This is a genomic window from Streptococcus raffinosi, from assembly GCF_030284685.1.
GTDB classification, from domain to species: domain Bacteria; phylum Bacillota; class Bacilli; order Lactobacillales; family Streptococcaceae; genus Streptococcus; species Streptococcus raffinosi.
Map to the genome: position 1 here is coordinate 41076 of NZ_JASUZV010000003.1, position 14492 is coordinate 55567.

Below are 14492 nucleotides of genomic sequence, written 5' to 3' on the forward strand. Positions count from 1 at the left end.
TTTGGAGGACATTATGGAAACACTTGAAGAATTGACACAAGCCATTATGGCTGATGAACAAAATAAAGTTTATACGGAACAAGGTATAAAACCCTTGTTTACCATTCCAAAAACGGCACGGATTAATATCGTCGGACAAGCTCCTGGTATTCGTGCACAAGAGTCAGGACTTTATTGGAATGATCCCAGTGGAGATAATCTCAGAGATTGGATGGGAGTTTCACGTGAAGAATTCTATGAATCGGGTATGTTTGCCATCGTCCCAATGGATTTCTATTTTCCTGGTCACGGTAAATCTGGTGATTTACCACCTCGTAAAGGATTTGCGGACAAATGGCACAAGAGAGTATTGGCTTTAGCACCGAATATTCAATTAACCATACTAGTGGGAAACTATGCTCAGCGTTACTATTTACACCAAAAATCATCGGCAAAATTAACGGATACAGTTAAGCATTACAAAGACTATCTTCCAGACTATCTTCCATTAGTACATCCATCTCCTCGAAATAATATCTGGCAAGCGAAAAATCCATGGTTTATGGAAGAAGTGGTTCCAGATTTAAAAGCCTTGGTCAAAGACATTTTAAACAAGTAACCATTGTTGTCTGGTCTTGATTGAACATTTAGTCTACAAATGATTGTGGAACAGATTCATGTGTGTAAGAGAATTCTAAGCCCTTTAGGGCTTTTTTCGTGTTTAAAATGAAGTTATTAATAATGGATAGTAGTCAAATAAGTTAATATTAATTAAGAATTTTAAGAAATGTCTTGACAATTCATGAAGAGAGCAACAAACTTTGTAAACTATTTTTCCTATAAAAGAAAAGATTAGAAACGTTTTTACAGTAAATAAAAATAATTATAAATTTTTTAAAAATATGAAGTTAAAATTATTGACAGAAAGTTTAAAAGTGATAGACTTTAGGTGTTAAGAAAAAATTAGAAGGAAATTTGTGATATGGGAAGAAAAGATTCACAACGTTTTTCAATCAGGAAGTATAGCTTTGGGGCTGCTTCTGTTCTTTTGGGTACAACTATTTTAGCGATGGGGACTACTGGAGCGCATGCCGATGAGGTTTCAACCTCAGCAGCCACTGACACACCCTTGAGTGCATCAGTACTTGCCGATACTACAACAGATGCGACAGCAACTGTTGACCATTCAGAAAAGCAAGTTGTTTCTGTCAAAGAAGTGGGAAACACTACTGAAACAATGAGTGTTGTCACAAGTGATAGTCTGGAAGATGCTAAGGCTTCTGCTTTAAAAGAAGGGGTAAAAGTTGAAGAGACTGCACCTCAAACACATACATCTTTAGAGGGTGCTATCGCGGATAATCAAGCCCAAGCTAAGGAGATTAACTCTGTTGTTTCGGATTATCAAAAGGCAAAAGAAGAGCACAAAAAAGAATTAGCTGAGTATGATAAAGCCAAGACTGAGTACGATGCTAAAGTGGCTGAAAAAGCAGCTGCTGATAAGGTAAACGCTGCTTCTAAAGCGCAGTTTGATACTGACCAAGCTGCTTATGAAAAAGAATTAGCTAAATATCAAGCTGATAAAAAAGCCTATGATGCAGCACTGGAAGAGTACCATATTCAAAAATTGACTTATGATTTTAAGGTAGCCGAAAAAGTAGCAGCTGATGCAGCCAATGCTAAGTCAGAAGCTGATTACAAGGTACAGTTGGCAGTTTATGAAACAGCCAAGAAGAATTATGAAGCGGCTATGGCTCAGTATACGAAAGATAAAGCAAAATATGATGCTGAGAAGAAAGCCTATGATGCTAAAGTAGCCGAAAAAGTTCTTACAGAAATTGAAAACAAGGCTGCCCAAGAACAGTATGAAAAAGAATTAGCTACTTATAACGCTGCTTATGAAAAATACCAAAACGACCTAGCTGCATATAAGACTGCTAAAGTGGCCTACGATGCTAAAATAGCTGAAAAAACGGCAGTAGAAAAGTCTAATGCAGAAGCTAAAGCTAAGTATGATGCAGAAATGGCCACATATAATGTTGCTAAGGCTCAATACGAAACCGATTTAAAAGAATATCAGATCAAGCAAGCTCAGTATGATAAAGACAAGGTAGCTTATGATAAATTACTTATCACAAAAGCTGAGGAAGATACCGCTAAAGCTAAATATGAAACAGACCTTGCAAAATACAATGCTGAATTAGAACAATATGCTAAAGATTTTGCCACATATCAAACCAAATATGCTGAATATCAAGCGGCCTTAGCTCAATATAAAGAAGCTAAAGCAGCTTATGATAAGTATATGAATGATAATGGTTTCCAAGAATTGAAGGATGTCGAAACTGTTCAGGATTTGACCTTCCAACGTGAAGCTGGAGCCATTCATACGATCACTGGCATCGATACTTATTTGACTCGAGAAGCCCAAGCTCGATTAAATACAAGTAATGTTCATCAGTATGATTCAAACAAATTGACAGCTTCTGATATTGTAACAACAAGTCCATGGGCTAATAATGAAACTGAGTATATTCAAATTAAAGAAGGTGACAAATTTGTTGTTACCTATGATAATTTGAATAAATCAAGTATGCGTGAAGCTTCAAACATGCATCCTATTAAGCGTGTTATTTACCGTTACGATATTTTGAGCCTTCCATCAAACGATGGCAAGGGAATTGCAGCAGTAAATGGTGACCCAACGGTAACTCTTACTGTTGGAGCATCATCCGATCAAGATAAACCGATTAAAGTTGCTGTTGACATTGAATTTTATGATGGCAACGGTAAAAGATTTGATTTGAGCCAAAAAAATGCCATTGTTGCACTTAATTCCCTAAACCACTGGACAGGAGCTTCCTATGTTGATAGTGGTGATAAACCTCGTGCTCTTACGGTAGAGGCTAAGGATCAAAATGGCAATACGGTTCGTGGAACTTGGAATCCATATGCCGATGGTTCTTCCATGAGTATTGAAAATAATGCGGTTACCGTTAAAACTGGAACTCCTGACTTTGGATCTGCGAAGGTTACCATCTCTGCAGAAAATCCAATGAAGATTGTGGCTCAACAAGCAACATGGAATGGTAGTGAATTTGCAGTTAGTGAGGAAACTGTTATTGATGCGACCTCTGTCAATGCATCAGGTGCTGGAGAAGGTCATTCTATCGGAACAGATAACTACCTATTCGATGGTAAAGATGATGTTATTGGTATGTACACCATTAATCCTATAACAGGAGATATTACCTTTACACCAAAGAAAAAGTTTGAAAATTTGGAACATATCGAATCCGTGAGTATCGGCAATAATAAGTATATAGCGATTCCAAATTCAAGTGTTTCTTATGATGCGACTACCAAAGAGGTAAAATCCTTAAAAGACAATCAATATATTGAACATGGTTCAGCTTTTAACGGGGAATCATCACCAGTTCTTGAAGGATGGGATAATCCAGAATCTCCATATCTCTACTATGGTGGTGCAGGACTTAAAATGTTAGATGGACATCTTGTATTTACAGCGCAAGGAGCTAATGCAGTTGGTCAACCAACGGTATATTGGTTTGCCATCAATTCAAATGTAGGTTTGCCTAAGAAACCTGGTGAAGAACCAAAAGAACCTACTAAACCAGAGGAACCAAAGGCACCAACCCCACCAACAATTACAGTCGGACAACTCCCAGCAAAACCAACAGAACCAACGCCTCCGACAGCTCCTATAGCACCAAGAGAACCAAGCTACACTGTAGTAACAGTTGATGCTGAGGCACCTAAGGCTCCGACAGAGCCAAAAGCGCCAACGCCACCAACTCCAGCTTTGGTTGAAGTGCCAGTAGAGCCACGTAATATTACGGCTCCAGTAGAACCAAAGGCACCTACACCACCTACACCAGTAGTTGTAGAAGTACCTGCTGAACCAACGAAACTAACGCCACCAACAGAACCTAAAGCTCCAACCCCACCAACCATGGTTGTGGTAAACGTACCTAATAAACCTGTATCACCTAAAGAGCTTGTAGCTCCTAAAGTAAAATGGCATAAGAACTATCTTCTTGAGCGAGTAAGCCGTCCAGAAAAAACGACTCCACCAACTCCTCAAAAGCCGAAAACTCCGAGAACACCTGTAGTACCAAGTGTCACTTCGACCTCAACTCTTGTTACAAAGCAAAGCACTCAAGGTGTGCATGATAAAACATTGCCTGAAACAGGTGATAAGAATCAGAAATTAACATCTGTAGCAGGAATTGGCATACTTTCAGTTGCCCTTGCAGGACTCTTCACATCTTACAAACGTAAACACTAATACTATAAATGACAAAGAATAGGTTGCTTTGCTAAGGCAAAACAGTCTATTCTTTTTTTATTGCCACTTAAAAAAGCTTTGTAGGTTTGAGGTTACAAGTTTTTCATAATCTTTTCAATAAAAAAACATTAAAGTAACAAGACCCTGCTATTAAAAAATTAAATCAGTATACAAAGATGTAAATTCCTTTAAATATGGGCTAATAGGACACGCTTGGATTTAAAGTTAAAAATTACTCTAATTTAAGAATTTAATAGAATTTGAAATCCTTCCTGTTTTTATGAGATAACTCAAATTGACATGCTTCTTGCTTTTGTTAGAATATGAACATAACTAAATATATAGAAGGAAGTAATTTAAATGGGGAAAAAGGAATTACAACGTTATTCACTCAGAAAGTCTAGCCTTGGTGCGGCTTCTGTTCTTTTGGGGACTGCTGTAATTGCAGTAGGTGCTTCAAACGCTAGTGCCGATGAAGTGGCAACAACGACAGATTCTTCAACACCAGCAGTTAAGGCAACCGATGCAGTTGAAGAAGGTACTGCTACAGTAGCAGATTCAACTGATAAGAAGGTTGTTAATGTAACTGAAGAAGGTAATACAACTGTTACAACGAGTGAAGTAACAAATACAAGCTTAGAAACTGCAAAAACAGTTGCAACAAACGAAGGTATTGAGGTCAAAGAAGAAACTGCTCAAGCCAAAGATACCGTTGAAGCAGCTGCTGCAGATAACAAAGCACAAGCAGAGAAAATTAACTCAGTCGTTTCTGATTACAAGGCGGCTAAGGAGCAATACAAATCAGATAAAGCTGATTATGATAAAGCAAAAGCTAACTACGATGCTAAATTAACGGAGAAAGCTCTTGCTGAAAAATCAAACACCGAAGCTCAAGAAAAATATAATACTGAAAAAGCTGCTTATGACAAAGCTCAGGAACAATATCAAATTGCTAAGCAAGCTTATGACTCAGCACTTTCAGAGTACAAGACTAAAAAAGTTACCTATGATGCAAAGGTAGCTGAAAAAGAAGCTACTGATAAAGAAAATGCACTTTCAGCCGCTAAATACCAAGCAGAATTGGCAACATACAACCAAGCAAAAGCTGACTATGAAGCTGCACTTGCACAATATAATAGTGATAAAGCCAAATATAATGCTGAAAAAGCAAATTATGATAAAAAAGTAACAGAAAAAGTCGTTACTGAAAAACGTAATGCTGAAGCAGAGGCTAAGTATCAAAATGAGCTTGCTGCTTATAAAGAAGCTAAAGCTAAATATGATGTTGAAAAAGCAGCTTATGACAAGAATATCGAACTTTATAAAACTAAAAAAGCAGCTTATGAAGTAGATTTTGAAACAAAAAAAGCCATCGAAAAATATAATGCAGATGCAAAAGCAAAATATGAAGCAGCTTTGGTTGTTTACAATGAGCAAAAAGCAAAATATGACCAAGAGTACCTTGAGTATCAAAATAAATTAGCTGTCTATCAAACAGCTCTTAAACAATACCAAGAGGCTAAAGCTGCTTACGATAAGTACATGGAAGATCCTGTTTATCGTAATCTCAAAGATGCAGAAGTTGTTCAAGAGTTGACATTCCACCGTGAAACAGAAGCAACTCACAAACTTGAAGGTGTTAGCAACTACTTGACTAAAGCTGCTCAAGAACGCCTTAATACAAGTAATGTTTTCCAATATGATTCTAATAAGTTACAAGCATCTGATATTGTAACAGATAGTCCTTGGACAAACACAGAAGACGAATGGATTCAAGTTAAAGAAGGCGACAAATTTGTTGTGACTTATGATGGCTTGAACCAATCTAGCATGTTGGTTAAAAACGAAGCATCTCCAATTAAACGTGTTGTTTATCGTTATGAAATTGTTAGTCTTCCGTCTAATGATGGAAAGGGAATTGCTAAAATCAGTAAAGATCCAACAGTTACAATGACCGTAGGAGCTTCAACTGATCAAGCTAAACCAGTTAAGGTTGCTGTAGATGTAGAGTTCTACGATAAAGATGGCAAGATGTTTAATCTTAATGAGCATAATGCTGTTGTAGCGCTTAACTCACTTAACCATTGGAATGGTGCTGCTTACGTTGAAACATCTGAACGTCCACGTCCAATTACGGTCGAAGCTAAAGATGTTAACGGCAACACGATTCGTGGAACTTACAATCCTTATGCGGATGGTTCTACACTGGCTATTCAAAATGGTGAAGTTGTTACGAAATCAGGATATGCTGACTTTGGTGGCGCTACTGTTAACATTTCAGCCGACAATCCACTTAAAGTAGTTGTTCCAATCACTGATTGGAATGGTTCAGAGTGGTTCGTGTCACGTGAAATTCCATCTGATGTAACAACACTTAATGCCTCTGGTAGTGGAAACGGTCATGCTCTTGGTAACCAAGACTATACTTTTGGTGATAAGGACGATGTTATCGGTACATACAGCGTTTCTGCTGAAACTGGTTTGATTACTTTCACACCTAAGAAAAAATACCAATCAACACGTCACCAAGAATACGTTAATATTGGTGATAATCAATTCATCGCTATTCCAAAATCATCAGTTACTTATGATGCAGCTACAAAAGAAGTTACTTCAGCCAATGATAACCAATACATTGACCATGGTTCTGTCTATAATGGTGAAACAACCTCAGACTTGACTGGTTGGGATAACGAAGACTCTCCTTACCTCTACTATGGAGGAGCTGGTATCAAGATGACGAATGGTCACTTGGTATTTACAGCTGACGGTGCCAATGCTGATGGTGCTCCAACAGTTTACTGGTTTGCAATCAATTCGAACCTAGGTTTGCCTAAGAATCCTGGTGAAAAACCTGAAGAGCCTAAGGCACCAACACCACCGACAGCTCCAACTAAACCGTTGATGAAAACGGTTGGTATCAATCCACAAGAACCTACACCACCAACACCTCCAAAAGAACCAGTGGCACCAACACCACCGACTCCAGAGGTAGTAGAAGTTCCTGGTAAACCGCAAGAACCAACACCACCAACAGGTCCAGTAGTGCCAACACCACCAACACCAAAAGTGGTAGAAGTTCCTGCTAAACCGGTTGAACCAACACCACCAACTGGTCCTGTAGCACCAACGCCACCAACACCAAAAGTAGTTGAAGTTCCTGCAAAACCAGTAGAACCAAAAACTCCTGAAAAACCAACAGTTGTATGGCACAAAAACTATGTTGTTGAGAGAGTGTCTCATGTGGTTCCACCAACACCAAAAACACCTCAAAAACCTGTGACACCACCAACTACACCAACGCCTGATACTGAGGTACCTGTAGTTGCGCAACCTGAGTTGCCACAAACTGGTGAACATACAAGTAATGCTGGCTTCCTTGGACTTCTTTCAATGATTTTTGCAGCCTTTATCGGATTCTTCAAACGTCATAAAGAAGACTAAGTGGTACTAATAATTGACTACTCCATAAAAACTAGACTCTAGCTAGAGTCTAGTTTTTTGTCACCTTTATAAAAATCATCCCTCTTAAATCATTTTAAAATATAAAGGAAAAATGGTATAATGAGTAGAATGACTATTATAGAAAGATGAGAGGAGTCGATCATGGAAGAACTGAAGAAAACCGCCGGTGTAACCGCTGCCAAATTTGTTAAAGATGGTATGGTTGTCGGACTAGGAACAGGGTCAACGGCTTACTTTTTTGTGGAAGAAATTGGACGTCGTATTAAGGAAGAAGGTCTTAATGTTGTTGGTGTAACAACATCAAGTCAAACGACAAAACAAGCTGAAGGCTTAGGAATTCCATTGAAGGCAGTTGATGATATTGACAGTATTGATGTCACTGTAGATGGCGCTGATGAAGTGGATCCTCAACTCAATGGTATTAAGGGTGGTGGTGGTGCCCTCTTGATGGAAAAAATTGTTGCCACACCTACCAAAGAATATATCTGGGTTGTCGATGAGTCTAAAATGGTTGATCAACTCGGTGCCTTTAAATTACCGGTTGAGGTCGTTCAATATGGCGCTGATCGATTGTATCGCGTCTTTGAGTCTAAGGGCTATAAACCATCATTCCGATTAACGGAAGAAGGCAATCGCTTTGTCACTGATATGAAGAATTTCATTATTGATTTGAATCTTGGTAAGATTGAAAATCCAATTGCTCTTGGTCAAGAACTTAAATCTATGACTGGTGTGGTTGAACATGGGCTCTTCAATGGAATGGTTAACAAGGTTATTGTTGCAGGAAAAGACGGTGTGAAAATCGTTGAAATGAAGGACTAAACCAATCTGAGTTTCTTCATTAACTGAAGAATGCAAACTATTATTTACGAAAATATAAAAATAAAAGAAAAGGTAAAGAGAAAATCTTAAAAAGATTTCAGCTCTTTGTGGTGTTATTATGTCTAAATTTAATCGAATGCATTTAGTTGTTCTTGATTCTGTAGGAATTGGGGCAGCACCTGATGCAAACGACTTTGTCAATGCTGGTGTACCAGATGGTGCTTCTGATACACTTGGCCATATCTCGAAGACTGTTGGTTTGAATGTGCCAAACATGGCCAAAATTGGTCTTGGGAACATTCCACGTGAAGTGCCTTTGAAGACCGTACCAGCTGAAAATAATCCAACTGGTTATGCAACAAAATTGCAGGAAGTGTCTCTTGGTAAAGATACCATGACTGGCCACTGGGAAATCATGGGCCTTAATATTACAGAACCATTTGATACCTTCTGGAACGGATTCCCAGAAGAGATTATTACTAAAATTGAAGAGTTTTCAGGTCGCAAAGTCATTCGAGAAGCTAATAAACCTTATTCAGGTACAGCTGTTATTGAAGACTTTGGACCACGTCAAATGGAAACTGGTGAATTGATTATTTACACTTCAGCTGACCCAGTTCTTCAAATTGCGGCACACGAAGACATTATTCCTTTGGATGAACTCTACCGTATTTGTGAATATGCTCGTTCTATCACTTTGGAACGTCCAGCTCTTCTTGGTCGCATCATTGCACGTCCTTACGTCGGCGAGCCTGGGAACTTCACTCGTACGTCTAACCGTCGTGACTTGGCTGTTTCACCATTTGCGCCAACTGTTTTGGATAAATTGAATGAAGCTGGAATTGATACTTATGCTGTTGGTAAGATTAACGATATCTTCAACGGAGCTGGTATTAATCACGATATGGGCCACAACAAATCAAACAGTCATGGTATTGATAATTTGATTAAGGCTATGACCTCTGAAGACTTCAAACATGGTTTTTCATTCACAAACTTGGTGGACTTCGATGCTCTCTATGGACATCGCCGTGACCCACATGGTTACCGTGATTGTTTGCACGAATTTGATGAACGCTTGCCAGAAATCATCGCAGCAATGCGTGAAGATGACCTCTTGATGATTACAGCTGACCACGGAAATGATCCAACTTACGCTGGTACTGACCATACACGTGAATATATTCCTTTCTTGGCTTACAGTCCTTCATTTAAAGGAAATGGACTCATTCCAGTGGGGCATTTCTCTGATATCTCAGCAACTGTTGCTGAAAACTTCGGTGTCGATAAAGCCATGATTGGTGAAAGTTTCTTGGATAAACTTGTCTAAAATGAAGCACTATGCATTTTTGGTTCGTGGGATAAACGTTGGTGGTCGTCACAAGGTAGTCATGGAAGAATTTTGTCGAGAGTTAGAAGAACTCGGTATGTCAAATGTTTCTTCCTATATAAATAGTGGAAATCTTTTCTTTGATTCTTCCTTGATGAAAGAAGAACTCCTATTAGTTTTAGAGAGATTTTTAAATAAGGCTTATCCATTTATTAAGGTATTTTCTCTTTTTACTCTAGAAGATTACCAAAATGAAGTGATGTTTTTACCTAAGTGGTGGGAAGATGATTTCTATAGAAAAGACGTCCTCTTATATACTGAAAGTCTTGATAAGAACGAAATGAAGAAAATCATTAACTCTTTAGAGTTGAAAGATGAAATTCTTCATCTTGGTCAACTTGGTGTCTACTGGGGAAAGTATAATAAATCAAGTTATAGCCAAACGGCTTATCATAAGAAGTTATTGAAAACACCTTTCTATCCATATATCACCATTCGAAATGCAAGAACTTTTTCAAAAATTGGTCACTTTTTAAGAATGAAATAATATTGAGGGAGAAATAAGATGTCGCTACTTGAAAAAATTAGAGTTACGCAAGCCTTTTTGGAAAGTAAAGGAATTGAAAAGCCTGAATTTGGTTTGATTTTAGGTTCTGGACTTGGCGAGTTGGCTGAAGAAGTTGAAGATGCAATTATCATTGATTATGCGGACATTCCAAACTGGGGACAATCAACAGTTGTTGGTCATGCTGGTAAACTTGTGTATGGTACTTTGGCTGGACGTAAGGTTTTGGCTCTTCAAGGACGTTTCCATTTTTATGAAGGAAATCCACTTGAAGTAGTCACTTTCCCTGTACGTGTGATGAAAGCTCTCGGTTGTGAAGGGGTACTCGTAACGAATGCGGCTGGTGGTATTGGCTTTGGTCCTGGTACTCTTATGGCTATCACAGACCACATCAATATGACGGGTCAAAACCCTTTGATTGGGGAAAACTTGGATGAGTTTGGCCCACGTTTCCCAGATATGTCCAAGGCATATTCTCCAGAATACCGTGAAATCGCCCACAAAGTGGCTGATAAACTTGGTATCAAGTTGGAAGAAGGGGTTTATATTGGGGCAACAGGACCTACCTATGAAACACCTGCTGAAATTCGTGCCTTTAAGACATTGGGTGCAGATGCGGTTGGTATGTCAACTGTTCCTGAAGTTATTGTCGCAGCGCATTCGGGTTTGAAAGTTCTGGGTATTTCATGTATTACCAACTTTGCGGCTGGTTTCCAAGAAGAACTTAATCACGAAGAAGTGGTGGAAGTGACAGAACGTGTTAAAGGGGATTTCAAAGGCTTGCTGAAAGCTATTTTGGCTGAACTTTAAAACATGATTTTTCGGGAAATAAAACGTTTAAGGTTGTTACCAAAATCTCTTAAGCTAAGTTTGGCTGTTTTTGGAACTGGTATCGCTTCAGGCCTTGTTGGAATTTTTTGTCACTATCTTCTAGAATTTATACAAGTTCTTGCGTTTGGTGAAGATAAAGGCGACCTCTTGTTACAGTTTCAGTCAGTGAGTGCTTTTCGAAGATTTTTAGTATTGCTTATTGTTGGATTCCTAGCTAGTTTATTTTGGTATTTTCTTCAACGACGGGTCTCCTTACTTTCCATTAGCAAAGCTAAGCAACTTGTTGGTAAAAGGAGTCCAAACTTTCTAGGCCAGTCTCTACATGCGTTAGTCCAGGTGGCAATCGTTGCTGCTGGGGCCTCAATTGGCAAAGAAGGAGCACCTCGAGAATTAGGTGCTCTCTTCGGTGGTAGTCTTTCTAAGGGATTACGCTTAGACATTTCCGATAGACAATTATTAATTGCTGGTGGTGCTGGAGCAGGCTTAGCCTCTGTTTACCAGGTGCCTTTTGCCAGCGCTTTGTTTGTTTTGGAAACATTAGGAGTTAGTTGGAAGTTAAAGAATATCGTCATTATTCTTGTGACTACTTATGTATCTGCTTATTGTGCCAGACCAATTGTTGGTGGACAGGCTCTATATTTAGTCGATAAAGTGACTATTGATTCTTCCAGTTTCATGCAGGCAATCATCTTGACAGTATTTGTAACACCACTTGCTATGATGTTTGGTTATTTGACGAAAAAGGCCAGTGGACATCGTATTACAGACAAAAAAATACTTTGGACTTTGCCTTTTGCCTTTATGATTCTAGGTGGACTGTCAGCATACCTCCCTATTTTTATGGGAAATGGACAGGTTTTAGCCCAATGGCTTTTTTCTGGGAACTCTTCAGCATATCTTCCTGTCATTCTCATCATCAAATGCCTATTGGTCTGTCTACTTTTAAGAAGTGGTGCCTATGGTGGAACTCTGACGCCATCGTTTACATTAGGCGTAGGTGCGGGTTATCTGATAACGGGGCTTTTTGGAAATTTTGGCCTTTCCCTAAGTCCGAATTTAGGAATGCTTTTAGGAGCAACTATATTTTTAGGAACAACTTTGAATGCCCCCCTAACAGGAATATCCTTGGTTGTTGGTTTTACAGGCACTGGAGGAGTTATCGTATTACCACTCTTACTAGCCAGCCTCCTATCAAGGATAATTAATAATAAATGGAAGGAAAAAGTATGAATATTCATTTTATCTTACACGAAACATTTGAGGTTCCAGGAGCTTACTTGAAATGGGCTCAAGAGCGTGGCCACAATGTCACATCAACTAAGGTTTATGAGGAGGAGAAACTTCCTGAAACTGTTGATGGTATTGATTTCCTTATTGTAATGGGTGGACCTCAGTCACCTGATGAAAATCGTCAAGCCTTTCCATACTATGATCCAAAGGCTGAAATTGCATTAATTCAAAAAGCTATTGACGCTGATATCTATATTGTTGGGGTATGTTTAGGGGCTCAACTTTTATCTGTGGCTTATGGTGGTAAGTACGAGCATAGTCCCGAACGTGAGATTGGTGTTTTTCCAATAAATCTTACTGAAGCTGGATTAGCTGATGATCATATTAAAGATTTTGGTTCTACTTTAGATACCGGTCACTGGCATGGAGATATGCCTGGATTATCAGACAATGCAGTTGTTCTGGCTACAAGTAAAGGTTGTCCTCGTCAAATTGTTCGATTTAGTCCTAAACATTATGCTTTCCAGGCACATTTGGAGTTCGATCCAGAGGCTATTGATTTACTGATAGCTGCTGATGGTGAAGAGCACTTGCGTCAGCAAAATCAAGAGTTACCTTTTGTTCAAACACCAGAACAATTGCGGGCCAATGACTATTCTCAAATGAATAAAAAGTTATTTGCTTTTCTAGATTCACTAACCCAAGGGTAAACATTTAAGTAGCTCATGTACTATCTATATAATAGTAGAAAATTTTAAAAAATATAACGTAAGAAAGGTAGAGCAGGTGTTTATATTTGAACACGAGCGGAAAGCTTGGAAAATAGATAATCTGCCTAGATGTGAGGCATCTTCGTCAGCTTCCTAATTTTCAGTCGCTTTCTGATCGCACTCCAGATTACTTAATAAAAAAGAAAGGATGGGTAGCTCGGGTTTGAAATTGAACCTGGGCTAGAGGCGGTGTAAAAAAGATAAATCTTCCAAGATGCGGTGCATCTTTGTCGGATTTCCTATTTTTACTTTGCCTCTTTAACGCCGATTCTATAAATAACTAAAAAAGTAGAGCAGGTGTTCAAATTTGAATACGAGCGGAAAGCTTGGAAAATAGATAATCTGCCTAGATGCGAGGCATCTTCGTCAGCTTCCTAATTTTCAGTCGCTTTCTGATCGCTCTTTGTATCATAAATTATGTCTATTCATATTGCTGCTAAGCAGGGAGAGATTGCTGATAAAATTCTTCTTCCTGGGGATCCTCTTCGTGCCAAATTCATTGCTGAGAATTTTCTTGAAGATGCTGTCTGTTTCAATGAGGTTCGTAACATGTTTGGTTACACAGGAACTTATAAGGGTGAACGTGTTTCTGTGATGGGGACTGGGATGGGAATGCCATCTATCTCTATTTATGCACGTGAACTTATTGTTGATTACGGGGTTAAAAAACTTATTCGTGTGGGAACTGCAGGTTCATTAAATAAGGATGTTCATGTGCGTGAGTTGGTCTTGGCACAAGCTGCAGCGACAAACTCTAACATTATTCGTAACGATTGGCCACAATACGATTTCCCACAAATTGCAAGTTTCAACCTTTTAGATAAGGCTTACCACATTGCCAAAGATCTCGGTATGACTACCCATGTTGGTAATGTACTGTCTTCTGATGTTTTCTACTCAAATTACTATGAGAAAAATATTGAACTCGGTAAATGGGGCGTGAAAGCTGTTGAAATGGAAGCAGCAGCTCTTTATTACCTTGCAGCTCAGCATCAGGTAGATGCTCTTGCCATTATGACAATCTCTGATAGTTTGGTGAATCCAGATGAGGATACAACTGCAGAGGAACGTCAAAATACTTTCACTGATATGATGAAAGTCGGTTTAGAAACACTTATTTCTGATTAGTTGCTATAATGAAAGGACACCTTTTGGTGTTCCTTTTTGGTTTTGTTGGGTTATAGTTGACTTGTT

At 38.8% G+C, this 14492-nt stretch carries 10 protein-coding genes; all 10 read left to right on the forward strand.

The genetic code is table 11. The features are described from left to right. Positions 1-13 precede the first annotated feature (13 nt). The 10 genes from QRD39_RS02805 to deoD all read left to right on the forward strand — a co-directional run bounded on the left by QRD39_RS02805 (position 14) and on the right by deoD (position 14426). Positions 14-598, forward strand: a complete 585-nt coding sequence (locus tag QRD39_RS02805) for a uracil-DNA glycosylase family protein (RefSeq protein WP_008534527.1) — start codon at positions 14-16, stop codon at positions 596-598. Positions 599-961: 363 nt separating this feature from the next. Then, complete coding sequence (locus tag QRD39_RS02810; protein ID WP_285955582.1) at positions 962-4285, forward strand: GbpC/Spa domain-containing protein; 3324 nt, start codon at positions 962-964, stop codon at positions 4283-4285. A gap of 360 nt (positions 4286-4645) precedes the next feature. Continuing rightward, entirely contained in the window at positions 4646-7729 is a 3084-nt protein-coding gene (locus QRD39_RS02815; RefSeq protein ID WP_285955583.1) for an LPXTG cell wall anchor domain-containing protein, read from the forward strand. A 162-nt stretch (positions 7730-7891) separates the two neighbouring features. Continuing rightward, positions 7892-8572 (forward strand): ribose-5-phosphate isomerase RpiA, encoded by a 681-nt coding sequence (rpiA, locus tag QRD39_RS02820; RefSeq protein WP_285955584.1) that lies wholly within the window; start codon positions 7892-7894, stop codon positions 8570-8572. Positions 8573-8690: 118 nt separating this feature from the next. Then, on the forward strand, positions 8691-9902 hold the full coding sequence (locus tag QRD39_RS02825) for a phosphopentomutase (RefSeq protein ID WP_143567324.1): 1212 nt from the start codon (positions 8691-8693) through the stop codon (positions 9900-9902). Position 9903: 1 nt separating this feature from the next. Continuing rightward, positions 9904-10449 (forward strand): DUF1697 domain-containing protein, encoded by a 546-nt coding sequence (locus QRD39_RS02830; protein ID WP_285955585.1) that lies wholly within the window; start codon positions 9904-9906, stop codon positions 10447-10449. Positions 10450-10467: 18 nt separating this feature from the next. Further along, a complete protein-coding gene (locus tag QRD39_RS02835) occupies positions 10468-11277 on the forward strand; it encodes a purine-nucleoside phosphorylase (RefSeq protein WP_285955586.1) in 810 nt (269 codons plus the stop codon). Positions 11278-11280: 3 nt separating this feature from the next. Continuing rightward, entirely contained in the window at positions 11281-12528 is a 1248-nt protein-coding gene (locus tag QRD39_RS02840) for a chloride channel protein (protein WP_285955587.1), read from the forward strand. Continuing rightward, a complete protein-coding gene (locus tag QRD39_RS02845; RefSeq protein ID WP_285955588.1) occupies positions 12525-13238 on the forward strand; it encodes a type 1 glutamine amidotransferase in 714 nt (237 codons plus the stop codon). The genes QRD39_RS02840 and QRD39_RS02845 overlap by 4 nt, the downstream gene beginning before the upstream one ends. A 477-nt stretch (positions 13239-13715) precedes the next feature. Beyond that, positions 13716-14426: a purine-nucleoside phosphorylase gene (deoD, locus tag QRD39_RS02850; protein ID WP_285955589.1), complete on the forward strand. Its 711-nt coding sequence runs from the start codon at positions 13716-13718 to the stop codon at positions 14424-14426. Positions 14427-14492: the final 66 nt, after the last annotated feature.